The sequence below is a fragment of the Streptomyces sp. NPDC088810 genome, assembly GCF_044750305.1.
Taxonomy (GTDB): Bacteria; Actinomycetota; Actinomycetes; order Streptomycetales; family Streptomycetaceae; genus Streptomyces.
Map to the genome: position 1 here is coordinate 537,217 of NZ_JBIVJQ010000005.1, position 22,427 is coordinate 559,643.

Below are 22,427 nucleotides of genomic sequence, written 5' to 3' on the forward strand. Positions count from 1 at the left end.
GATGGACACCTTCGCCCTGATCGCGACCGTCGCGGTCGCGCTCTTCTTCACGTACACGAACGGTTTCCACGACTCGGCGAACGCGATCGCGACGTCGGTGTCGACGCGGGCGCTGACCCCGCGGGCGGCTCTCGCCATGGCCGCCGTGATGAACCTGGCCGGTGCCTTCCTGGGCTCCGGGGTCGCCAAGACGGTCAGCGAGGGCCTCATCGAGACGCCCCGCGGCTCGACCGGCATGGGGATCCTCTTCGCGGCCCTGGTGGGCGCGATCGTCTGGAACCTGGTCACCTGGTACTTCGGCCTGCCGTCGTCCTCCTCGCACGCCCTGTTCGGCGGCATGGTGGGCGCGGCGCTGGCGGGCGGTACGACCGTGATCTGGCACGGGGTCGTCGAGAAGGTCGTCATCCCGATGTTCGTGTCGCCGGTGGTGGGCCTGATCGTCGGCTACCTGGTCATGACGGCGATCCTGTGGCTCTTCCGGCGGGCCAACCCGCACAAGGCCAAGCGCGGTTTCCGCATCGCCCAGACCGTCTCGGCGGCCGGCATGGCGCTGGGCCACGGTCTCCAGGACGCCCAGAAGACGATGGGTGTCGTCGTCATGGCCCTGGTGATTTCCGGCCATGAGACGTACGGCGACCCGATCCCGGTCTGGGTGAAGATCGTCTGCGCGGTGATGCTGTCCCTCGGCACCTACGCCGGCGGCTGGCGCATCATGCGCACCCTGGGCCGCAAGATCATCGAGCTGGATCCGCCGCAGGGTTTCGCCGCCGAGACCACCGGCGCGTCGATCATGTTCACCACGGCGTTCCTCTTCAAGGCCCCCATCTCCACGACCCACGTCATCACCTCGGCCATCATGGGCGTCGGCGCCACCAAGCGCGTCAACGCCGTCCGCTGGGGCGTGGCCAAGAACATCGTCCTGGGCTGGTTCATCACCATGCCGGCAGCGGCCCTGGTAGCCGCCCTGGCCTTCGGCCTGGTCAAACTGGTGGCCCTGTAGCCACCACCTCGCGGCCGTCCTCGGGCGAACGCAGTGGGCCCGCCCCCGGGAGCCGGGGGCGGGCCCTTTGCGTCCTCGCGGTGGCACCGCCATGCAGCACCGCGAGGGGATCGTGGGATCAGCCGAAGCGGCCGGAGATGTAGTCCTCCGTGGCCTGGACGGACGGGTTGGAGAAGATCCGCTCGGTGTCGTCGATCTCGATCAGCCGGCCGGGCTGTCCCACCGCCGCCAGGTTGAAGAACGCCGTACGGTCCGAGACACGCGCCGCCTGCTGCATGTTGTGCGTCACGATGACGATCGTGAAGCGCTCCTTCAGCTCACCGATCAGGTCCTCGATGGCGAGGGTCGAGATCGGGTCGAGGGCGGAGCAGGGCTCGTCCATCAGCAGCACGTTCGGCTCGACGGCGATCGCCCGGGCGATGCACAGCCGCTGCTGCTGGCCGCCGGACAGGCCGGAGCCCGGCTTGTTCAGGCGGTCCTTCACCTCGTTCCAGAGGTTCGCGCCCTTGAGCGACTTCTCGACGATGTCCTCGAGCTCGCTCTTGCGGTAGCTGCCGTTCAGGCGCAGCCCCGCCGCCACGTTCTCGAAGATCGACATCGTGGGGAACGGGTTCGGCCGCTGGAAGACCATGCCCACCTCGCGGCGGACGGACACCGGGTCGACCCCGGTGCCGTACAGGTCCTCGTCGTCCAGCAGCACCTTGCCCTCGACGCGGCCACCGGGCGTGACCTCGTGCATACGGTTCAGGGTGCGCAGGAACGTCGACTTGCCGCAGCCGGAGGGGCCGATGAACGCCGTCACCGACCGCGGTTCGACGGTCATCGAGATGTCCTCGATCGCCTTGTGGGAGCCGTAGTAGGCGGTGAGCCCGCTTACGTCGATGCGCTTGGCCATGTCTGCTTCACTTCCAGGGTTTCAAGCTCGGTCGCTGGATGGCCGCGCTCAGCGACCGGTCTGCGGGGCCTTCCAGCGGGCGATCCCGCGGGCCACCAGGTTGAGGATCATCACGAAGGCGATCAGCGTCAGGGACGCCGCCCACGCGCGGTCGTACGCCGCACCGGAGCCCGCGCTGTTGGCGAACTGCTGGTAGATGTACAGCGGCAGCGAGGCCTGCGCGCCCTCGAAGGGGTTGTTGTTGATGAACGGGTTGCCGAACACCAGCAGCAGCACCGGCGCGGTCTCGCCGGCGATCCGGGCGACCGCCAGCATGACGCCGGTGGTGATGCCGCCGATGGAGGTCGGCAGGACCACCTTGAGGATGGTCCGCCACTTCGGCACGCCCAGCGCCAGGGACGCCTCGCGCAGCTCGTTCGGGACGAGCTTGAGCATCTCCTCGGTGGAGCGGACGACGACCGGCATCATCAGGATGGCCAGGGCCAGCGAACCGGCGAAGCCGAACGGCTGCATCTCGAAGATGAGCATCAGGCTGAGGATGAACAGGCCCGCGACGATCGACGGGATGCCCGTCATGACGTCGACGAAGAACGTGACGGCCTTGGCTAGCCGGCCACGGCCGTACTCGACCAGGTAGATCGCGGTGAGCACACCGATCGGGGCGCCGATGAGGGTGGCGAGGCCGACCTGCTCCAGGCTCCCGATGATGGCGTGGTAGATGCCGCCGCCGGGCTCGGTGTCGGCGACGACGCCCATCGAGTGGGTCAGGAAGTAGACGTCGAGCACCTTGGCACCGCGCGCGACGGTCACCCAGATCAGGGAGACCAGCGGCACCACGGCGATCAGGAAGGCGACCCAGACGAGGCTGGTGGCGACGCGGTCCTTGGCCTGGCGGCGGCCCTCGACGCGCGCGGCGACGCCGTAGGTGCCGAGGACGAAGAGGACGGCGGCGATCAGACCCCACTGGATCCGGCTGTCCAGGCCGGCGGCCAGGCTGATGCCGATGCCCAGGGCGAGGGAGCCCGCGGCGATGGCCCAGGGCGTCCACCTGGGCAGGCTGGCGGCGCGCAGCGTGCTGGGCCGCTTGTCGGTGACGGCTGCGGTGCTCATGCGTTGGCCCCCGAGTACTCCGCGCGGCGGGCGATGATCAGCCGGGCCGCGCCGTTGACCAGCAGGGTGATGACGAACAGGACGAGGCCGGAGGCGATGAGCGCGTCCCGGCCGAACTCGTCCGCCTCGCTGAACTTGCTGGCGATGTTCTGGGCGAAGGTGCCGCCGCCCGGGTCGAGCAGGCTGGCCTGGATGTCGAAGGACGGGGAGAGCACGGTGGCCACGGCCATCGTCTCGCCGAGCGCGCGGCCGAGGCCGAGCATGGAGGCGGAGATCACACCGGAGCGGCCGAAGGGCAGTACGGCCATGCGGACGACCTCCCAGCGGGTGGCGCCGAGGGCCAGGGCGGCCTCCTCGTGCGTCCGCGGGACCTGGCGGAAGACCTCGCGGCTCACGTTGGTGATGATGGGCAGGATCATGATCGCGAGCAGGATGCCGACGGTGAGCATCGAACGCGGCGCGCCCTGCTCCCAGGAGAAGATCCCGGTCCAGCCGAAGAAGTCGTCGAGCCAGCCGTACAGGCCGTTCATGTGCGGGACGAGCACGAGGGCGCCCCACAGGCCGTACACGATGGACGGTACGGCGGCGAGCAGGTCGATCACGTAGGCGACCGGGCCGGACATGCGGCGCGGGGCGTAGTGCGTGATGAACAGCGCGATGGCGACCGCGACCGGGACCGCGATCGCCATGGCGATGACCGAGGAGACGATCGTGCCGAAGGCCAGCACCGCGATGCCGAAGGTCGCCGGCTGGAGGTTGGTGTTCCACTCGAAGGTGGTCAGGAAGTTGCCGTGGTCCTTGCTGATCGCGAGGGAGGCACGGTAGGTGAGGAAGACCGCGATCGCGGCCATGATCACCAGCAGCAGGATGCCGGAGCCGCGGGACAGGCCGAGGAAGATGCGGTCACCGGGGCGGGTGGCGCCACGGGCCGCGCGCTTCTGCTCGGCGACCGGGCGCTGGGCTGCGGGCGGAGGTACGTCGGTTGTCGTCGATATGTCCATCGGGTTCTCCGGTCTGCGGAGCCGTGCCTCCGAAGGGGCGCCGGCTCGTGGCGGCGGTGCACCGGACGGTGCGGCCCGGCCCTGGTCGGGCACCGGGCCGCACTCTCGGATCAGGTCAGCTCAGGCCCTCGACGGTGGTGCGGACCTTGGCGATGATCTCGTCGGGCACCGGCGCGTAGCCGATGCTCGGGAGGATCTTCTGGCCGTCCTCGCCGGCGATGTAGCGCAGGAAGGCCTTGGTGGCGGGCAGGGTGTCGGCCTTGTTGCCCTTGTCGCAGACGATCTCGTAGGTGACCAGGGTGATCGGGTAGGCGCCCTCGGCCTTGGTCTTGTAGTCGAGCTTCAGCGAGAGGTCCTTGCCGGTACCGACGACCTGCGCGGCGGCGATGTCGGCGGTGGCGCTCTCGGAGCTGGGGGCGACCGGCTTGCTGGCACCCGTGTTGATGGACACGGACTTGATGCCGTCCTTGACGTAGGACAGCTCGAAGTAGCCGATGGCGCCGGAGGTCTGCTTCACCTGCTGGGCCACACCCGCGGACTGCGGGGCGGACTGGCCGCCCTTGGCCTGCCAGGCCTTGCCGCCGGAGTACTTCCAGTTGTCCGGGGTGGTGGCGATCAGGTACTTGGTGAAGTTGTCCGTGGTGCCGGACTCGTCCGAGCGGTGGAACGCCTGGATCTTCAGGTCGGGCAGCTTCACGCCCTTGTTCAGGGCGGCGATCGCCGGGTCGTTCCACTTGGTGATCTTGCTGTCGAAGATCCTGGCGATGGTCGGGGCGTCCAGGACCAGGTTGTCGACGCCCGGGACGTTGTAGCCGAGGGCGATCGGGCCGCCGACCATCGGCAGGTCGATGCCCTGACCGCCCTTGCAGACGCTCTTGGAGGCGGTGACCTCTTCGGGCTTCAGCGCGGAGTCGGAACCGGCGAAGGCGACCTGGCCCTGCGTGAACGCGGTGACACCGGCACCGGAGCCGCCGCCCTTGTAGTTGATCTGCACACCGCAGGCCTGGGAGAAGTTCTTCACCCAGGCGTCGATCGCGTTCTTCTGCGCGGAGGAGCCGTCTGCGAGCAGCTGACCCTTGGCGTCGTCGCACTTGATCGAGCCGGCCTTGGCGGCGGTCGACGGGTTGCCCGAGCCGCTGCCGTCGTCGTCGGAGCCGCACGCCGTCAGGGCCAGGGCGCCGGAGACGGCGACAGCACCGAGAGAGAGGGCGCGCAGCCGGTTCTTGCGCTGAAGCTTCACTTTCGGGAGTTCCTTCCAGGAGCCGCCGCTGTCGGCGGCGCGCGAGGTCGTAGAGGTGCCCTGAGCGCCTTCAAGGCCGCACTCAGCACCCGGTACGGCCGAAATTAGGCAGAACAGGTGAAGCCGCCGATGGCCGGAAGTGAACGGGGGGTGAACCCCTGCCGTCAGCCCGGTGAGGTCACGGAATGCTCACGGGGAGAGCACGTGGAGGTTCCGACGACCCGGTTGCACGCACGTGTATTCGACGTTCATCACCCGGCCGGGGGAACCCCGCGCCGCGGTGCGTCGTCTCGTTCCACGACAGCCGAGGAAAGGCGACGGACATGGAACGGCGTACGTTCATCTCGGGCGGCGCGGCCGCCCTGGCGACGACCGCACTGACCGCGTGCGGTGCGGGCGGCTCGTCCGCCCCCGCGGCAGCGCACCCCGGTACGCCGCGCGCCTCCTCGCTCACGGCCCTGCGGACCACCGGCGCGAGCGCCGCCGCGAACTGGGCGGCCCTCGCCCGTGACCTCGACGGCACCCTGGTGCGGCCCGGCGACGCGTCCTGGAAGACCGCCCACCAGCTGTACAACACGCGCTTCGACGGACTGAAACCGGCCGCGGTGGCCTATGTGGCGCACGCCGCCGACATCCGTACGACCCTGGCGTACGCCCACGCCCACCACCTCAAGGTGTCGATCCGCAACGGCGGCCACTCCTACGCCGGCTACTCCTCCGGCGACAACCGGCTGATCGTCGACGTGTCCAAGCTCAACCGGGTCCGGGCCGGCGGCGGCCAGGCCGTCGTCGGCGCCGGCGCCAAGCTGATCGACGTCTACCGCGCGCTGGCCGCGAAGGGCGTGACCATACCGGCGGGCTCCTGCCCCACCGTCGGCGTCTCCGGCCTGGTGCTCGGCGGCGGCCACGGCGTCGCCTCCCGCGCCTACGGCCTGACCTGCGACAGCCTCACCCAGGCCACCCTGATCACCGCGAACGGCACCCAGGTCACCGCCGACGCCACCCACCACTCCGACCTGTTCTGGGCGCTGCGCGGCGCCGGGAACGGCAACTTCGGTGTCGTCACCGAGCTGCACTTCAAGACCCACGCCGCACCGCAGGCCGTCACCGCCTACATGACCTGGCCCTGGTCCAAGGCCGCCAAGGTGCTCAAGGCCTGGCAGGAGTGGGGCCCGAGCCAGCCCGACGAGATCTGGTCCTCCCTGCACCTGGCGTGCTCCCCGGGCCGCACCCCGACCATCTCCGTGGCCTGCTTCTCCCTGGGCACCTACGGCGAACTGCAGAACGCCGTGGACCGCCTGGCCCACCGGGCCGGTGCCGACGCCGCCTCCGTCACCCTGCGCCGCCGGGGCTACGAGCAGGCCATGGAGATCTACGCCGGCTGCTCCTCCTTCTCCACCGACGCCCAGTGCCACCTGCCCGGCTCCACCCCGGGCCGCTCCCCGCAGGGCAAGCTCGGCCGCGAGACGTACGCGGCGCGCTCCGACTTCTTCGACCGCTCGCTGTCCGCGGCCGGCATCCAGACCGTGCTGAAGCAGATCGGCTCGGTGCGCGGCGGCGGGGGCAGCATCGCGTTCACCGCGCTCGGCGGCGCGGTCAACCGGGTCTCGCCGACCGCCACGGCCTTCGTCCACCGCCGCTCGCGGATGCTGGCCCAGTACATCGCCTCCTGGGGCGCGGGGTCCTCCGGCAGCACGGCCCAGGCCTGGCTGACCTCCGCCCACAACGCGATGAAGCCGTACGCCTCGGGCGCCGCCTACCAGAACTACACCGATCCGACGCTGAAGGACTGGAAGAAGGCGTACTACGGGGACGCGGCGGCCCGGCTGGGCAAGGTGAAGCAGCAGTACGACCCGCAGCGGTTCTTCTCCTACGCGCAGGGGCTGTAGCAGGAAGGCGCCGCCGCCGGCTGCTCGTCGGCCCCACTCCGGGCAGCCCTCGCTGCCGGCGTCCCGCCAGCGCGCCGTCGAGCGTGAGCAGGGCGTACTTCGCGAGGGCGGTGCGGGCTGCGAAAGACGGGCCCTAGGCCGCCAGGTCGCGCTCCTCGGTCTCCAGGGACGTCCGGGCGCCGGGCAGCAGGGCGTCCCGGCCGGCGTCCGCCGCCGGCCGGCGCCGCACCAGCCACCCGGCGCGCGGCGAGCGCTCCACGGCCCGCATCAGCGGGGTGAGCAGGGCCGTGGCCAACGGGGACAGCAGCAGGACGACCGCCGTGCCCAGCGCGAAGCCGCCGATGACGTCCGTCGGGTAGTGCACGCCCATGTAGACCCGGCAGAAGCCCTCCAGCAGGGCCAGGCCGATGCCGGCCAGGCCGAAGCGGCGGTGGGCGACGAAGAGCCCCACGCCGAGCGCCATCGTGATCGTCGCGTGGTCGCTGACGAAGGAGAAGTCGGTCTTGCCGCTGACGAGGACGTCCAGGCCCTGGTGGTCCACGAAGGGGCGGGGGCGCTCCACGAAACCGCGTATCGGCACGTTCACGAGGACGGCGAGGCCGGCCGCGAGCGGCGCCCACACCAGCGCGGCCACCGAGGGCGCCGCGTCCTCCCCGCCCCGGCGCCGCACCGACCACCAGCACCACAGGATCAGCAGGACCATGGCGAGCAGCAGTCCGTACTCACCGACGAACTCCATGACCCGGTCGAACCAGTGCGGTGCGTCCTTGGCCAGGCCATTGATGTCGTAGAGCAGGTCGACGTCGGGGTTCGATCCGGATTCGGCGAGTACAGCCATGGTGCTGCGGCCCCTTCGTCGTCTTCCCGGACGCACCTCGTGTGCGTCGCGCCTGCCCCCCGTGGTTCGTAGATCCGCTTCCGCTGCACTGCCGCACTGACGTCCGCTCGGCTACGTCAACAGGAACGCACAACCACCTTCCATACGTTCCACTCTCCACTGAATGATCACGCAGACGTTATCGAAGAGAGACTCATTACCGCAGCTCAGGGGGTGGATTAACACACTGTCACACATTTGTGGGGAGCGCTTTTGCGCCATCCTCGGTTACCCGGGTTGCGCCGAAGTAGTCGGGGGTGTCGATCGGGTCGAACCGGATCACGGCGCCCGTGCGCGGGGCGTCGATCATGTACCCGCCGCCGACGTAGATCCCGACGTGCCGGATGGCCCGGGAGTCGGTCAGATCGTCGGAGAAGAACACCAGGTCACCGGGGAGCAGCTGGTCCCGCGAGGGGTGCGGCCCCGCGTTGTACTGGTCGTTGGCCACCCGCGGCAGGCCGATCCCGACCTTCTCGTACGCCGCCTTGGTCAGGCCCGAGCAGTCGAACCGCCCGCCCTGCTCGGCGGTGCCCTCGCCGCCCCACAGGTAGGGCGTGCCGAGCCGGCTCTGCGCGAAGGCGATGGCACCGGCGGCCTGCCGGGTGGGGTCGATCCGGGTGACCGGCGCGGCGAAGCTCTTCTCCAGGCTGCGGATCCGCTGGACGTAGTTCTGCGTCTCGCTGATCGCCGGCACCCCGCCGGCCCGGATCACGCGGTAGGCGCCCGCGTTGTAGGCGGCGAGCATGTTGTCCGAGACGTTGCCCGGCACGTCCTTCACGTACTTCGCGAGTTCGCAGTCGTACGAAGCCGCCGACGGGATCGCGTCGTTCGGATCCCAGATGTCACGCTTGCCGTCGCCGTTGCCGTCGATGCCGTGCGTCGCCCACGTGCTCGGGATGAACTGGGCGATGCCCCGCGCGTCGGCCGGGCTGACGACGGTCGGGTTCCACCCGCTCTCCTGGTAGAGCTGGGCGGCGAGCAGTGCGGGACTGAGCGCCGGGCACAGGTTCCCCCACTTCTGCACCAGCGACGTGTAGGCGGCCGGCACTGCCCCCTTGGCCAGCCCGCGGCTCCCCGACGTCACCCCGTTGAGCAGGTTCCCGGCCACGAGGTAGACACCGACCACGAGCAGCATGACGAAGCCCATGCCGAGCGCGACGGCCGCGCCACCGATCACCCATACCTTCCGCACGGTTCAACTTTCCCCCACGCGGGCGCCGTTCATGGCCATTTGGACGCGAAGTGGCGCCATTTCACAGTTGAACAGACCGGAGTGACGCTCCCTCAGCCCGCTCAGCGGCCGGCTATCGCGTCCTGGTACAGCTCCGCCGCCTCGCGCCCCAGCACCACGCTGTACGAGGTGTCGGCCGTGGCACCGCCCTGCTCGTGGCCGCCGAGGACGCCGACGATCTGCGCGTCGCCGTTGACCCAGGGGCTGCCGCTGGTGCCGCCGGTGAAGTCGGGGCAGTCGATGCGCTGTTGGGTACGGCTGTGCGCCGTCGGCTTGTTGGTGCAGCTGATGGGGGTCTCCCGGGAGCCGGGATAGCCGGTGACGGTGACCGCGGTGGCGCCGGTGGCCACCCCGGTCGCGAACCGGTTGGCCCCGACCACGTCCTCCAGCCGCCTGCCGCCGAGGTCGGCGACGGTGGCGAAGGCGACATCGCTGTCCTCGTCCTGTCCCTTGGCCCACCCGTCCGGCAGGAACCGCCGCGTCACCTTCCACACCCCGTACGGCGCCTGCCCGTCCCGGTAGCCCGGCACGAACACCAGGTCGCCGTCGGCGCCGTCCACACAGTGCGCCGCGGTGACGATCAGATCGCCGCGCGGGCTGTGCGCCACCGACGCGGTGCAGAAGTGGCCGCCGGACAGCCGGCCGGCCCGGTCCGCGCCGAACAGCGCGCCCACCCGCGCGTTCTGCCGGCTCGCGACGGTGTCCGCGGTGACCCCGAGCGGGCCCGGCCCGTCGTCCGCGGCAGCCACGGAGGCCGAGGTCAGCGCGAGCACCACCACAGAGGTGACCGAGATGCGTGTGATGCGCTTCATCAGGTCACACTCTTGCCCAGGAAGGTGAGAAACCTGCCCCGACTTCGCTGAGAATTTCCTGTGAACCTCCGGCGCACCGCCACCGGAGTGTCGAAAACACGTGCGGGAGCCGGTCCGGCCGCGCCCGGTCCGCGGCCCTCAAAACGTCGTCGTCATCCCGCCGTCCACCGCGATCGTCTGCCCGGTGACGAAGGAGGCCGCGTCGCTCGCCGGGAAGACGACGATGCCGGCGATCTCCTCGGGCCGGCCCAGCGGCCCCGGGCCGTACGGGTGCGCAGCCAGCGCGTCCACTCCGGGTCGGCGGAGCGTTCCGCGGCCACCTCGGTGGCGAAGGTGCCCGGCGCGACCGAGTGACGGTCGTACCGCTCGGGCCGAGGTCCGCGGCCGGCGCCCGGGTCAGCCCGTCGAGGCCCGCCTTGGCGGTGGCGTAGCCGACGTCCCCGGTACGGCCCAGCCGGCCGAACAGCGAGGAGACGTTGACGATCCGGCCCGCGACCCCGCGCGCGGCCGGCCCCCGCGCCACCAGCTGACTCAGGGCGTACGCCGAGGTCAGACGGGTGTCGAGCAGCGCGGCCGGCTCCTCCGGCGTCAGCGCGGCCAGGCCCCGCCGGTCGCGGTGGGCGACGCTGTCGACGAGGATGTCGACGCCGTCCAGCCCCGCCAGCGCCTGCTCGGCCGCGTCCCGGCCGGTGACGTCGAAGGCGGCGGCCGTGAGTCGTAGCCGCCCTCGCCCCGCAGCCGCGCCGCGGTCTGCCCGAGCGTGACCGGATCACGGCCGTTCAGTACGACGCGCGCCCCGGCCGCGCCCGGCCCGCGCGCCATCTCCAGACCGTGCCCCCGCACCGAGCCGGTCACCAGAGCGGTACGGCCGGCCGGCCGGAAGCCCACGGGAACGGTGCCGGTCGTCCCTTCGCCTTCCGCGGGTCGGTGCGGTCGGTGGATCGGTGGGCCGTCCGAGCCCGCCGTCTCCTCCGCGGGGCCGCCGCAAGCGGCCCTTCCGTCACCGTACCGTCGCCGTCAGCGGCCACCGCACGCCCGTCAGCTCCTCCGACAGCGTCCACAGCCGCCGGGCCGCCGCCGGATCGCTCGCCGCGGTGCTGCGGCCGACCAGGGTCGGGGCGCCGCGCATCTCGGCGGGGCCGTCGGGGCCGACGTAGGCCGCGCCGGGCAGGTCCTGGGTGGCGGCGTAGAGGGTGGGCAGGGCGCCGGCCGCCTCGTCCTGGGCGAGGAGCCTGTTGCCGACCGCCATGAATGTCCTGACCAGGGGGTTCGCGGTGTGGCTCTGGAGGTTGGTGGCCGTCCAGCCGGGGTGGGCCGCCAGGGCCCGCACGGCGGAGCCGGCCTCGGTCAGGCGCCGCTGGAGTTCCAGCGTGAACAGCAGGTTCGCCAGCTTGGACTGGGCGTAGGCGCGGGTGGGGCGGTAGTTCCCGCGCAGGTTCACGTCCTCGAAGTGGATCACGTTGTCGGCCCAGCGGTGCGCGCCGGAGGACACGGTCACCACCCGGCCGGTCACCTGGGGCAGCAGCAGGTTGGTCAGCGCGAAGTGCCCCAGGTGGTTGGTGCCGAACTGCATCTCGAAGCCCTGCTTGGTGCGCTGCTCCGGCAGCATCATGACGCCCGCGTTGTTGATCAGCAGGTCCAGCGGGCGGTCCCAGCCGGCGGCGAACTCGCGCACCGAGTCGAGGTCCGCCAGGTCCAGCCGGCGCACCTGGGTGCTGCCGTTCACCCGCGCCGCGGCGGCGCCGCCCCGGGCGAGGTCCCGTACCGCGAACACCACGTGCGCCCCGGCCCCGGCCAGCGCCCGGGCGGCGGCGAGGCCGATGCCGCTGTTGGCGCCGGTGATCACGGCCGTACGGCCGGCCAGGTCGGGGAGGCGGGCCGCGTTCCACTTGCCGCGCTTGCCGCGCGTGTCGGTCGTATCCGTCATGACCTCAATGTAGGCAGCGCCAACAATGCTGTCAATGACAACATCGCGATACGATGATGCGCATGTCCACGAGCCGCCCCTACCACCACGGAGACCTGCGCGCCGCCCTGCTCAGGAGCGCCGAGCGCACTCTGCGCGAGAAGGGGACCGGCGCGCTCTCGCTGCGCGAACTCGCCCGGGACCTCGGCGTCAGCCACGCCGCCCCGGGCCGGCACTTCAAGGACAAGCAGGCCCTGCTCGACGCCCTGGCCCTGGACGGGTACGAGCGCCTCAACCAGGCCCTGGCCACCGCCACCGACGGCGCGGAACCCTCCCTGGAACGGCGGATGACGGCCCTCGCCCGCGCCTACCTGGGCTTCGCGGTCGAGAACCCCGAACTGCTCGAGCTGATGTTCGCGCGCAAGCACGACCCCGACCGGACCGCCCAGCTCGCGGCGGCCGTCGACCGCTCCCTCGGCACCTTCACCCGGCTGGTCGCGGAGGCCCAGGAGCGGGGCGAGATCGTCCAGGGCGACCCCGAGCGCATCACCACCGTCGCCGCCGCGAGCCTGCACGGCCTGGCCGCCCTGATCGCCGGCTGCGCGCTCGACGCGGCCGAGGCCCTGGCCGGCCTGGAGGAACACGTCCACCTGCTGCTGCACGGCCTGCGCCCGCGCTGACCCGTACGCCCCCACTGGCCCCGCGCGCTGCTGTGCGCACCCTGTGCGCCGGGTCAGGCAACGCCCAGCACAGAGCCATCCCCCTGCCATCGCCCGGTATGGCCACAACCGGCTCCGGTAACGCGGAAGTCAGAATCCCGAAAGCACCTTGTTGTCGCGTACTCAACAAGTCATCGTCGTCGCGGGCCGCCGCCCCCGCCGGTGGAGCCCCACACCCGCAGGCCTCTGCCCCACCACTTCCAGGAGGCTCCACCTTGCGTACGACGGACTCACCGTCCTCCCCCCTGTCCGGCAGATGGCGCCGGATCGGCTCGGCAGCCGCGGCCACCGCCGCACTCCTGTTCCCCGGCCTGGGCACCGCGGCCCACGCGGACGCCGCCACATCCACCCCCACCAAGGTGACCTGGGCCGCCACCCCCTGCGCCGTCCCCCAGCACAAGGGTGAACCGGCCTGCCACTCCTTCCGCGTCACCGGCGGCGTCACCGCCTTCGAGAAGGCCCAGGCGCAGCGCACCGGCAAGGCCGCCCGGGTCACCCCCAAGGCCGCCGCCGCCAGTCCCACCGGCTACGGCCCCGCCGACCTCCAGGACGCCTACGGCCTAGCCTCCGCCGCCGACGCGAACGGCTCCGGCGAAACCATCGCCATCGTCGACGCCTACGACGACCCCAACGCCGCGGCCGACCTGGCCAAGTACCGCTCGTACTACGGCCTGCCCTCCTGCACCACCGCGAACGGCTGCTTCAAGAAGGTCGGCCAGACCGGCTCCGCCACCTCCCTCCCCACCGCCGACAGCGGCTGGGCCGAGGAGGAGTCCCTCGACCTGGACATGGCCTTCCGCCGTCTGCCCCCACTGCAACATCCTGCTGGTCGAGGCCAAGTCCGCGAGCATGACCAACCTGGGCACCGCGGTGAACGAGGCCGTCAAGCTCGGCGCCCGCTTCGTCTCCAACAGCTACGGCGGCTCCGAGTCCGCCTCCGACACCACGTACGACTCCTCGTACTTCAACCACCCCGGCGTCGCCGTCACCGTCTCCGCCGGCGACGAGGGCTACGGCGCCGAGTACCCGGCCGCCTCCAAGTACGTCACCGCGGTCGGCGGCACGGCCCTGAAGACCTCCTCCACCAGCCGCGGCTGGACCGAGACCGTCTGGAACACCTCCAGCACCGAGGGCACCGGCTCCGGCTGCTCCGCCTACGACGCCAAGCCGGCCTGGCAGACCGACACCGGCTGCGCCAAGCGCACCATCTCGGACGTCTCCGCCGTGGCCGACCCGGCGACCGGCGTCTCCGTCTACGACTCCTACGGCGTCACCGCCGGCTGGTACACCTTCGGCGGCACCAGCGCCTCCGCCCCGATCATCGCCGGCGTCTACGCCCTGGCCGGCACCCCGTCCAGCGGCAGCCACCCGGCCGCGTTCCCCTACGCGGCCGCCGGCACCTCCGCCCTGAACGACGTCACCAGCGGCAGCAACGGCAGCTGCTCCACCGGCTACCTCTGCACGGCCAGGTCCGGCTACGACGGCCCGACCGGCTGGGGCACCCCCGAAGGCACGGACGCCTTCACCGGCTGAGCACGCACGCTCCCGGGAAGACGGACCACGGCACCCGGCCGCGGCCCGTCTTCCCGTCGTTGCGTGAGAACATCGACGCGACGTCTCACCCGACCAGCCGTCAGAAACCGCGCGGGGTCGTAAAGAAGGTCAACGACCGAACCACACCACAGGTTCCGGTCGCACCTCGTTGCCCGGCGTGACCTGCCGTGATACACAGAGTGACCGTACGGGCTATTCGTACGAAACCCGCCAGTCAATGACGTCAAGTCGACATACGTTGGCGGCGTTGTCGGCGACAATGAGGCCTGACCTCTGCACACCGCAGGGGCACTCGCGGAACTACCCACCAGGGGCGGTGACTTACATGCTCTTTGCGGCCGACAAGGGAGACATCAACACCATCATCGGCGGGATCGCTCCGGACTGGGGCCCCTTCGGCAGCCTGGGCAACGAGGCCAAGGTGATGATCGAGGTGGTCATGGCCGTGGCCATCCTCCTCTGCCTCGGCATCGCGGTGTGGGGCGCGGCGAAGCAGCGCATCGGCGCCACGGCCCTCCGGGACACCTTCAGCGCGGAACAGGGCAAGGGCCTCATCATCGCCGGCCTCACCGGGGTGTTCATCATCGGATCCCTCGGCACGCTGTTCACCATCGTGTACGGCATGGCGGTATAGCCCCGTCCCCTCCACCCCACCCACCCGTCGTGCCCACCGGCTGAGGTTGCGTCTCCCTGATGTCGAGTCACCACACCGCGCCCCCGCGGGAACCAGCACGGCTACCGTCGTATGTCCACGAGGGTGAGGGAGCGCAGACGGCATGAGTCCCGGAGACGAACAGGCCTACACCGACTACCCCGAGACGGGCCACACCCGAACCCGCCTCCCCGACCCCGACCCCTACGGCGGCGCCCCCCGCCGCCCCCACCGCACCTCCTCCCGCAGCCTGGTCACGGTGGTAGGCGTAGTAGTCCTCCTCATCGCCGCCATCGCGTTCGCTAACAGGGGGGACGACGCGCCTGCGGACAACCCCACCACCAAGGACTCCCGACCTCAGGCCTCCAGCACAGCTCCCTCAGGCACCCGCCCGGTACAAACCACCACCGGCACCATCCCCTCGGGCTTCGCCCACACAGCCCAAGGAGCCCAGAGCGCAGCGGCGAACTACGCGGTGGTCCTCTGGTCGGACGGCATGGTCGACACAGCCAACAGGCACAGCCTCATCGAGGCAGTGGCCGACCCGAGCGCCGTAAGCCGGCTGCAGTCGGTGTTTGACGCCAACTACTCGGCGGACTTCCTCAAGAACATCGGTCTCAACCCCGATGGCAGTGTTCCCAAGGACGCCACCTTCGTCGACCGCACACTTCCGGCCGGCACGAAGACGACGTCCTACAGCGATGACACCGCGACCGTGGAAGTGTGGTGCAACACGCTCTTCGGCCTGGCAGGTGAAAGCTCGAACAACCCTGTGACCAGCGGCTGGTCCACCGTGACCTTCACACTGAAGTGGAACGGCAGGGACTGGAAGGTGCTGGAGACGAGCCAGAGGACAGGCCCCACCCCGATCACCGGAGACAACCCCGTCTCCGGCGCCGATGAGATCGGCAAGGCGGTCAAGGAGTTCGGAGGGTTCACGTATGCCCGGTAGCCCGCAGCGCGTGCTCAAGCTTGCCGGCCTGGTGGGCGCCGTACAGGCCGCCACCATGCTCCTGGCCACGCGAGCCATCGCGGCACCCTCACCCACGCCGTCGCCCAGCAAGAGCGCCGACTGCTCCCTGCTCGCGCCTCCAGCCCGGAAGTTCTGCGAGTCGGGCGGCTCCTCCCGTGGATCCTCCGGCGGAACCCCCGCCAACCCCCTCACCGAGACCCTCGACCCCCTCTCCTCCCTCGCCAAGGGATGTGCGGACGCCGCGTCGTGGACCATCGGGAAGCTCAGTGACGCCGTGAAGGAGACCGCCAGCGTCGACTTCACCAATCAGGCGTTTCTCAAGCAGTACGCCGTCGTCTTCGCCGCCTCCACGATCCTCACGCTGCTGCTGTGGCTGCTGGCCGTGGCCAAGCGAGCCGTACGCGGCGTCCCCCTCACCACCGCCATCTCGGAAGCCGTCGGCTTCCTCTGGCTCACCGTGCTGGCCTCCGCCTTCACCCCCCTGATCCTGTACACCGTCGTCTCGGCGACGGACGGCGTCACGGACGTCCTCGCGAAGGCCACCGGCGACCAGGCCGACACCTTCTTCGGCACCTTCTCCGGCGCCCTGAAGAAGGGCAACGACATCGGCGGCGGCCCGATCATGCTGATCGTCGTGTCCCTGGTCAGCATCCTCGCCGCCGGCGTCCTCTGGCTGGAGCTGGTCATCCGCGCCGCCCTGCTCTACGTAGGCGCCCTCCTCGGCACCGTCGTCTACGCCGGCCTGGTCGACAAGAACCTGTGGGGCCACGTCCGCCGCTGGGCCGGCATCATGATCGCCGTCATCCTCGTGAAGCCGGTCATCGTGATCGTGCTCGGCCTCGCCGGCGCCCTCTCCGGCGACAACGGCCCCGACGCCTTCTCCGCCGTCGTCTCCGGCCTCGCCATCATCCTGCTCGCCATCTTCGCCAGTGCGATGATCTACCGCTTCGTCCCCGGCTTCGGCGACGAGATCGCCGGCTCCCGCAACAACCGCATCATGCAGGGCGCCGAGAGCAAGGCCGCCGCCGTCATCAGCTCCCCCGCCACCCTCGTCGCCCAGGGCATCAAGACCCACAGCACCCGCGCCGACAACAACGGCGGAGCGAGCAGCAGCGCCCCCCGCCCGGCCCACCCGGCCACCGGCGGCGTCGCCGCCCACAGCAGCCGTACCCCGACCGGGGGCACCGGCGGAGCCGTCCCCTCCGCCACGCCCGCGCCCCGCGCGTCCAGCCCGGTCAACACCCCGCACGCCAGCAACACCCGCAACAACCGCTCAGGAGGTGAAGGGCGTTGACGACCGAGTCCCACCTGTCCCATCCGGTCACGCCCCGCCGTACGTATCTCATCGGCCGCGCCCGGCCGAACGCGATCATCGGCCGGAACCGCGAGTCCGGCGAGATCGCCCTGATCGTCGTCGGCGCGTTCCTCGGCATGATGTGCGGCCTCCTCGTCCCGGTCCTGGCCCTGCGCATCGTGCTGCTGACCGGCTTCCCGCTGCTCGCGCTCGCCGCCGTCTACGTGCCGTACAAGCGCCGCACCTTCTACAAGTGGTTCGAGATCAACCGCTCCTTCAAGCGCACCGTCAAGCGCGGCGCCGCCTACCGCTCCACCGCCATGGAGGCCGGGACCCGGCTCGACGGCCGGGAGATCGAGGTCGGCCCGCCGCCCGGCATCGGCCGCATCACCTGGCTCGCCGCACCCTTCGGGCCCGACGAGATCGCCGTACTCCTGCACGCCGACCGCAAGACCGTCACCGCCGCCATCGAGATCGAGGGCCCCGGCGTCGGCCTGCGCGACTCCGAGGACCAGGAAGCCCTGGTCGACCGCTTCGGCACCCTACTCAAGCACGTCGCCAACGGAGACGGCTTCGTCACCCGGCTGCAGATGCTCGCCCGGACCCTGCCCGCCGACCCGGACGCGCACGCCAAGGACGTCGCCCAGCGCGGCGACACCCGCGCCCCCGGCTGGCTCCAGCAGTCCTACGACCAGCTGCAGTCCATGGTGTCCACCAGCAGCGAGCAGCACCGCGCCTACCTCGTCGCCTGCATGCACTACACCCGCGAACTGGCCGCCGAGGCGCACGCCATGGCCCGCGCAGCCCGCGCCCACGGCGGCAAGGTCGACCGCGACGCCGGCCTCGCCGTCGTCATGGCCCGCGAGCTGACCGACATCTGCTCGCGGCTCCAGGAGGCCGACATCCGGGTGCGGCAGCCGCTCGGCCAGGGACGGCTGGCCTCCCTCATCCACTCCATGTACGACCCCGACCACCCCATCGACCACATCCAGGCGATGACCCAGCGCAACGCCTGGCCGGCCGAGCTGGACGCCATGGAGCCCACCTACCTCCAGGCCAAGACCCGGGAGTCCTCCACCCGCGCGCCCTGGTGCCACGCCACCGCATGGGTGAAGGAGTGGCCGATGACACCCGTCGGCGTCAACTTCCTCGCCCCGCTCCTCGTCCACACCCCGGACGTCATCCGCACGGTCGCCGTGACCATGGACCTCGAGCCCACCGAGATCGCCATCGAACGCATGCTGACCGAGAAGACCAACGACGAGGCCGAGGCGTCCCGCGCCGCCAAGATGAACCGGACCGTCGACCCCCGGGACATCGCCGCCCACAACCGCCTCGACCAGCGCGGCGAGGACCTCGCCAGCGGCGCCGCCGGCGTCAACCTGGTCGGCTACATCACCGTCTCCTCCCGTTCCCCGGAGGCCCTCGCCCGCGACAAGCGGACGATAAGGGCCTCGGCCGGCAAGTCGTACCTCAAGCTGGAGTGGTGCGACCGAGAGCACCACCGCGCCTTCGTGAACACACTTCCCTTCGCCACCGGCATCCGAAGGTAGGGGCTGTCGCCGATGCGGGATCCGCTGTCCGTCCTCACCGAGGCCTTCACCTCCTTCCTCTTCGGGAAGGTGGAGACGACCCGGCTGCCGGTGCGCACCTCCACGGGCCAGGCCCAGGCCGTCTACCTGCCCACGGCCGCGCCCGGCCTCGGCGACTCCGGCGTCATCATCGGCCGCGAGGTGTACTCCGGGAAGGGCTACATCTACGACCCGTTCCAGCTGTACGGCCAGCAGCTGCCGGCCCCGCACTGGCTCGTCCTCGGCGAGTCCGGCAACGGCAAGTCGGCGCTGGAGAAGACGTACGTCCTGCGCCAGCTCCGCTTCAGGGACCGCCAGGTCGTCGTCCTGGACGCCCAGGGCGAGGACGGGGTCGGCGAATGGAACCTCATCGCGCAGGAGCTGGGGATAACCCCCATCCGGCTCGACCCGACGGCCGCCCTGAACCACGGGATCCGGCTCAACCCCCTGGACCCGGCGATCACCACCACGGGCCAGCTGGCGCTCCTGCGCACGATCATCGAGGTGGCGATGGGCCACGGCCTGGACGAGCGCTCCGGCTTCGCCCTGAAGGTCGCGCACTCCTACGTCAACGAGACGATCGTCGACCGCCAGCCGGTCCTCACCGACATCGTCGAGCAGCTACGGCACCCCGAGCCGGAGTCGGCCGAGGCGATGAACGTCGCCATAGACGACGTACGCGCCTGGGGCCTCGATGTGGCACTGGTCCTGGACCGCCTGGTCGACGGTGACCTCAGGGGCATGTTCGACGGCCCGACGACCGTCGGCATCGACCTGGACGCGCCGCTCATCGTGTTCGACCTGTCCCACATCGACCGCAACTCCATCGCCATGCCGATCCTCATGGCGATCGTCGGCGTGTGGCTGGAGCACACCTGGATCCGCCCCGACCGGAAGAAGCGCATCTTCCTGGTCGAGGAGGCCTGGCACATCATCAACAGCCCGTTCGTGGCCCAGCTGTTCCAGCGGCTGCTGAAGTTCGGGCGCCGGCTCGGCCTGTCCTTCGTCGCGGTCGTCCACCACCTGTCCGACGTGGTCGACGGCGCCGCCGCGAAGGAGGCGGCGGCCATCCTGAAGATGGCGTCGACCAGGACGATCTACGCCCAGAAGGCCGACGAGGCCAGGGCGACCGGCCGGGTCCTGGGCCTCCCGCGCTGGGCGGTCGAGATCATCCCGACCCTCACCCCCGGCATCGCGGTCTGGGACGTCAACGGCAACGTCCAGGTGGTCAAACACCTGGTCACGGAGACGGAACGGCCACTGGTCTTCACCGACCGCGCGATGACCGAGTCGTCCAGCGACGTCACGGCCGACGACGCCCTGCGCGCCGCCGAACTGGAGGCGGAACAGCGGGCCGCGGCCTTCGTGGAACAGCACGTGGGCGACTCCGAGTCGACGGTGGCGTAAGGGAAGCAGGGGCAGTCGGGGCAGTAGGGGACGTAGGGGAGTACAGGGTGAGACCGGACGACCGCCGTGACAGTCGCCGGGAGGGCCAGGGCGGCATCCCCGACGGCCTGCTGATCGGCATACTCGCGTTCCTCCTCGGCATGACCGTGCTGGTGTGGACGGCCACGGGGCTGGCCGCCTGGTTCGCCCAGGGCGCCTGGCCCACCGGCGTCACCTTCACCCGCACCCCCCTGGCCATGCGCCACCTCATCGGCCGGCCGCACGACATGACCGGCGCCTGGCCGGACACCCCACCGGCCCAGCTGTCCGGCTGGGGCCTGTTCTGGGGCCTCTTCATCGGCCAGCTGATGATCCTGTTCGTCCTCGTCATGTTCGTGCTGGGAACGGTGGCCCGATGGCGCGCGGGCAAGGCACGGCGGAGTGCCTCCGCGGCCAAGGAGGCGGGGACGGCGGGTGCCGTGCCCCCGGAGGCGGTGAGTGCCGCGCCCGCGCAGGCGGCGGGTTCCGCGCACACGGTCCCGAGTCCTCCGCCCACGCCCGTGGCTCCCGCGCCTCAGCACGAGGTCCCGGCGCCGCGCAGCGAGCCCGAGCCGCCGCCACCGGCCCCCCGGCCGGCCGACGAGGAACGGCCGGGCGGTTGGGAGAAGCTCCTCATCGCCCCGAGGGAAAGCCGCCAGGCGACGGCCACCCAGGCGGTACGCGACGCGGAAGGCCCCGTCCTCCTCGTCACCTCCAACCCCACCGTGTGGACGGAGACGAAGGACACCCGCGCCAAACTCGGCCCCGTCCTGCTCTACGACCCCGCACACCTCTGCGACACCCCGGCCCGCCTGCACTGGTCGCCCACCGCCGGCTGCGAGGACAAACAGACGGCCCTGCACCGGGCGACAGCTCTGCTCGCCCCCGTACAGCCCACCGCCAAGATCGACCAGGCGGTGGCGGACACGGCGACCACCCTGCTCCGCAGCTACCTGCACGCCGCGGCCCTGGAGAACCGCACCATCCGCCACGTGCACCGCTGGTCCCAGGGCACCCAGGTGCAGGACGCCGTCCGCACCCTCCGCACCCACCCGAAGGCGGCCCCCGGCGCGGCGGGCGAACTGGAGGCGGCGCTCACCGCGCACCCCGAACGCCGTGACATCGCCCAGGAGCTGACCAGCAGGGCCCTGGCGGCCCTGTCCACGGTCAACATCCGCGAGGCCTGTACCCCGAACCGAACTGATGCGCTGGCCCTGGATTCCTTTCTGCACGAAGGGGGCACGCTCTATGTGGTCGGTGAATCCATCGAGGACCCGAGGAGCAAGCCGGGCGCCATGCCGCTCCTGACGGCCCTCGTCTCCAGCGTGGTCGAGCGCGGCCGGCGCATGGCCGAACGGTCATCCTCCGGTCGGCTCGACCCACCACTCACCCTGGTCCTGGACGACATCGCGGCCGTGGCCCCGTTCCCCGAGCTGCCGGCCCTGCTCGCCACCGGAGCGGACCGGGGCCTGCCGACGCTCGCCCTGCTCCGCTCCCGCGAACAGGCCCGCTCGCGCTGGCCGCACCAGGAACTCCCCGTCTAGGCAGGCGGCTCCAGGACGAACTCCAGCTCGTTCTCGGCCTCGTCCTTCGTGAACGACACGATCCGCCCGCTCGGCCCGAAGCCGAGCTTCCGGTACGCCGCCTGCGCCCGCGCGTTCTCCTCGTGGACGAACAGCCGTACCCGCTCGGCCTGCTGCTCCCAGGCCCAGGCCACGCCGGCCTCGAACAGCGCCTCGACGAGCCCGTTCCCGCGGTGCTCGGGCCGGACGAACACCCCGACCATGTGCCCCTGCCGCCGGTCGACCGGGTATCCGGCCCAGTCCTTCGTCCCGGCCTCCTCCACGAGTACGGTGACCGAGCCGGCCCAGGTCCCGTCGGGCGCCTCGGCGATGAACTGCAGGGACGTGGTGGACCCCTCGCCGGAGCCGACGGCCCGGTCCTGCCAGAAGGAGTCCGGCCGGGCCGCCGCGTCCTCGTAGGTCTCCAGGAAGGCGAGGTGCGCGATCGGGTCCCGCAGCGCGTCGAGCCGCAGCTGCTTCACCTTTTCCCAGTCGTCGGGACGTATGGCGCGAACGACGTAGTCGTTCCTGGTCGGTACGGTCATGCGGCCACCGTAGACCAGCCGTTGTACCGGTGAAAACAGAAAAACCCCCGCACCGAAGTGCGGGGGTTTTCTCAAAAATTGTTCGGCGGCGTCCTACTCTCCCACAGGGTCCCCCCTGCAGTACCATCGGCGCTGTGAGGCTTAGCTTCCGGGTTCGGAATGTAACCGGGC

At 70.9% G+C, this 22,427-nt stretch carries 19 protein-coding genes, 1 rRNA gene and 2 pseudogenes; 10 read left to right on the top strand and 12 right to left on the bottom strand.

Going from position 1 to position 22,427, the window contains the following annotated elements:
- The first annotated feature begins 1 nt into the window (after nucleotide 1).
- Nucleotides 2–1,000: an anion permease gene (locus ACIP4Y_RS20300; protein WP_401395133.1), complete on the top strand. Its 999-nt coding sequence runs from the start codon at nucleotides 2–4 to the stop codon at nucleotides 998–1,000.
- A 118-nt stretch (nucleotides 1,001–1,118) separates the two neighbouring features.
- Here ACIP4Y_RS20300 and pstB read toward each other — a convergent pair whose 3' ends face one another.
- From pstB to pstS, 4 genes are all read right to left on the bottom strand, one after another.
- Complete coding sequence (gene pstB, locus ACIP4Y_RS20305) at nucleotides 1,119–1,895, bottom strand: phosphate ABC transporter ATP-binding protein PstB (protein ID WP_401395136.1); 777 nt, start codon at nucleotides 1,893–1,895, stop codon at nucleotides 1,119–1,121.
- A gap of 48 nt (nucleotides 1,896–1,943) precedes the next feature.
- The gene (gene pstA, locus ACIP4Y_RS20310; RefSeq protein WP_401395139.1) at nucleotides 1,944–3,005 is read right to left on the bottom strand and encodes a phosphate ABC transporter permease PstA; all 1,062 of its coding nucleotides are present in this window, start codon (nucleotides 3,003–3,005) and stop codon (nucleotides 1,944–1,946) included.
- A complete protein-coding gene (pstC, locus tag ACIP4Y_RS20315) occupies nucleotides 3,002–4,006 on the bottom strand; it encodes a phosphate ABC transporter permease subunit PstC (protein ID WP_358640225.1) in 1,005 nt (334 codons plus the stop codon). Before pstC ends, pstA begins: the two co-directional genes overlap by 4 nt.
- A 115-nt stretch (nucleotides 4,007–4,121) precedes the next feature.
- Nucleotides 4,122–5,246: a phosphate ABC transporter substrate-binding protein PstS gene (gene pstS / locus ACIP4Y_RS20320; protein ID WP_401395143.1), complete on the bottom strand. Its 1,125-nt coding sequence runs from the start codon at nucleotides 5,244–5,246 to the stop codon at nucleotides 4,122–4,124.
- Nucleotides 5,247–5,569: 323 nt separating this feature from the next.
- Here pstS and ACIP4Y_RS20325 point away from each other — a divergent pair, with 323 nt between their 5' ends.
- Nucleotides 5,570–7,135: an FAD-binding oxidoreductase gene (locus ACIP4Y_RS20325; protein ID WP_401395146.1), complete on the top strand. Its 1,566-nt coding sequence runs from the start codon at nucleotides 5,570–5,572 to the stop codon at nucleotides 7,133–7,135.
- A gap of 133 nt (nucleotides 7,136–7,268) precedes the next feature.
- On the opposite strand, the gene ACIP4Y_RS20330 is transcribed toward ACIP4Y_RS20325, so the two are convergent.
- The 6 genes and pseudogenes from ACIP4Y_RS20330 to ACIP4Y_RS20355 form a co-directional block, all read right to left on the bottom strand.
- On the bottom strand, nucleotides 7,269–7,973 hold the full coding sequence (locus ACIP4Y_RS20330; RefSeq protein WP_358640219.1) for a phosphatase PAP2 family protein: 705 nt from the start codon (nucleotides 7,971–7,973) through the stop codon (nucleotides 7,269–7,271).
- Nucleotides 7,974–8,202: 229 nt separating this feature from the next.
- On the bottom strand, nucleotides 8,203–9,204 hold the full coding sequence (locus ACIP4Y_RS20335; protein WP_358640217.1) for a bifunctional lytic transglycosylase/C40 family peptidase: 1,002 nt from the start codon (nucleotides 9,202–9,204) through the stop codon (nucleotides 8,203–8,205).
- Nucleotides 9,205–9,305: 101 nt separating this feature from the next.
- Nucleotides 9,306–10,055, bottom strand: coding sequence for a trypsin-like serine peptidase (locus ACIP4Y_RS20340; protein ID WP_401395150.1), 750 nt, complete (start codon nucleotides 10,053–10,055; stop codon nucleotides 9,306–9,308).
- 138 nt (nucleotides 10,056–10,193) lie between these two features.
- Nucleotides 10,194–10,346, bottom strand: a complete 153-nt coding sequence (locus ACIP4Y_RS20345) for an SDR family oxidoreductase (RefSeq protein ID WP_401395153.1) — start codon at nucleotides 10,344–10,346, stop codon at nucleotides 10,194–10,196.
- Nucleotides 10,347–10,464: 118 nt separating this feature from the next.
- Nucleotides 10,465–10,719 (bottom strand): annotated as a pseudogene (locus ACIP4Y_RS20350) (SDR family NAD(P)-dependent oxidoreductase); the annotation flags it as partial.
- 336 nt (nucleotides 10,720–11,055) lie between these two features.
- Entirely contained in the window at nucleotides 11,056–11,982 is a 927-nt protein-coding gene (locus tag ACIP4Y_RS20355) for an oxidoreductase (RefSeq protein WP_401395156.1), read from the bottom strand.
- Nucleotides 11,983–12,035: 53 nt separating this feature from the next.
- Here ACIP4Y_RS20355 and ACIP4Y_RS20360 point away from each other — a divergent pair, with 53 nt between their 5' ends.
- The 8 genes and pseudogenes from ACIP4Y_RS20360 (at nucleotide 12,036) to ACIP4Y_RS20395 (ending at nucleotide 21,693) form a co-directional block, all read left to right on the top strand.
- Nucleotides 12,036–12,641: a TetR/AcrR family transcriptional regulator gene (locus ACIP4Y_RS20360; RefSeq protein ID WP_401395159.1), complete on the top strand. Its 606-nt coding sequence runs from the start codon at nucleotides 12,036–12,038 to the stop codon at nucleotides 12,639–12,641.
- Nucleotides 12,642–12,895: 254 nt separating this feature from the next.
- Nucleotides 12,896–14,213 (top strand): annotated as a pseudogene (locus ACIP4Y_RS20365) (peptidase S8).
- 346 nt (nucleotides 14,214–14,559) lie between these two features.
- On the top strand, nucleotides 14,560–14,868 hold the full coding sequence (locus ACIP4Y_RS20370) for a hypothetical protein (RefSeq protein ID WP_014673544.1): 309 nt from the start codon (nucleotides 14,560–14,562) through the stop codon (nucleotides 14,866–14,868).
- Nucleotides 14,869–15,010: 142 nt separating this feature from the next.
- Entirely contained in the window at nucleotides 15,011–15,838 is an 828-nt protein-coding gene (locus tag ACIP4Y_RS20375) for a hypothetical protein (RefSeq protein WP_401395162.1), read from the top strand.
- Nucleotides 15,828–17,153, top strand: a complete 1,326-nt coding sequence (locus ACIP4Y_RS20380) for a hypothetical protein (RefSeq protein ID WP_401395165.1) — start codon at nucleotides 15,828–15,830, stop codon at nucleotides 17,151–17,153. Before ACIP4Y_RS20375 ends, ACIP4Y_RS20380 begins: the two co-directional genes overlap by 11 nt.
- On the top strand, nucleotides 17,150–18,706 hold the full coding sequence (locus tag ACIP4Y_RS20385) for an SCO6880 family protein (protein ID WP_358648174.1): 1,557 nt from the start codon (nucleotides 17,150–17,152) through the stop codon (nucleotides 18,704–18,706). The genes ACIP4Y_RS20380 and ACIP4Y_RS20385 overlap by 4 nt, the downstream gene beginning before the upstream one ends.
- Before the next feature lie 12 nt (nucleotides 18,707–18,718).
- Nucleotides 18,719–20,131, top strand: a complete 1,413-nt coding sequence (locus tag ACIP4Y_RS20390) for an ATP-binding protein (protein ID WP_358648173.1) — start codon at nucleotides 18,719–18,721, stop codon at nucleotides 20,129–20,131.
- 47 nt (nucleotides 20,132–20,178) lie between these two features.
- Complete coding sequence (locus ACIP4Y_RS20395) at nucleotides 20,179–21,693, top strand: type IV secretory system conjugative DNA transfer family protein (RefSeq protein ID WP_401395170.1); 1,515 nt, start codon at nucleotides 20,179–20,181, stop codon at nucleotides 21,691–21,693.
- On the opposite strand, the gene ACIP4Y_RS20400 is transcribed toward ACIP4Y_RS20395, so the two are convergent.
- A complete protein-coding gene (locus tag ACIP4Y_RS20400; RefSeq protein WP_401395173.1) occupies nucleotides 21,690–22,256 on the bottom strand; it encodes a GNAT family N-acetyltransferase in 567 nt (188 codons plus the stop codon). The genes ACIP4Y_RS20395 and ACIP4Y_RS20400 overlap by 4 nt on opposite strands.
- Before the next feature lie 80 nt (nucleotides 22,257–22,336).
- Nucleotides 22,337–22,427, bottom strand: a 5S ribosomal RNA gene (gene rrf, locus ACIP4Y_RS20405); the annotation flags it as partial.

Coding starts and splice junctions, on each gene's coding strand:
- ACIP4Y_RS20300 (WP_401395133.1), top strand. CDS start 2: ATGGACACCTTCGCCCTGATCGCGACCGTCGCGGTCGCGCTCTTCTTC.
- pstB (WP_401395136.1), bottom strand. CDS start 1,895: ATGGCCAAGCGCATCGACGTAAGCGGGCTCACCGCCTACTACGGCTCC.
- pstA (WP_401395139.1), bottom strand. CDS start 3,005: ATGAGCACCGCAGCCGTCACCGACAAGCGGCCCAGCACGCTGCGCGCC.
- pstC (WP_358640225.1), bottom strand. CDS start 4,006: ATGGACATATCGACGACAACCGACGTACCTCCGCCCGCAGCCCAGCGC.
- ACIP4Y_RS20325 (WP_401395146.1), top strand. CDS start 5,570: ATGGAACGGCGTACGTTCATCTCGGGCGGCGCGGCCGCCCTGGCGACG.
- ACIP4Y_RS20330 (WP_358640219.1), bottom strand. CDS start 7,973: ATGGCTGTACTCGCCGAATCCGGATCGAACCCCGACGTCGACCTGCTC.
- ACIP4Y_RS20340 (WP_401395150.1), bottom strand. CDS start 10,055: ATGAAGCGCATCACACGCATCTCGGTCACCTCTGTGGTGGTGCTCGCG.
- ACIP4Y_RS20355 (WP_401395156.1), bottom strand. CDS start 11,982: ATGACGGATACGACCGACACGCGCGGCAAGCGCGGCAAGTGGAACGCG.
- ACIP4Y_RS20360 (WP_401395159.1), top strand. CDS start 12,036: ATGATGCGCATGTCCACGAGCCGCCCCTACCACCACGGAGACCTGCGC.
- ACIP4Y_RS20370 (WP_014673544.1), top strand. CDS start 14,560: ATGCTCTTTGCGGCCGACAAGGGAGACATCAACACCATCATCGGCGGG.
- ACIP4Y_RS20375 (WP_401395162.1), top strand. CDS start 15,011: ATGAGTCCCGGAGACGAACAGGCCTACACCGACTACCCCGAGACGGGC.
- ACIP4Y_RS20380 (WP_401395165.1), top strand. CDS start 15,828: ATGCCCGGTAGCCCGCAGCGCGTGCTCAAGCTTGCCGGCCTGGTGGGC.
- ACIP4Y_RS20390 (WP_358648173.1), top strand. CDS start 18,719: ATGCGGGATCCGCTGTCCGTCCTCACCGAGGCCTTCACCTCCTTCCTC.
- ACIP4Y_RS20400 (WP_401395173.1), bottom strand. CDS start 22,256: ATGACCGTACCGACCAGGAACGACTACGTCGTTCGCGCCATACGTCCC.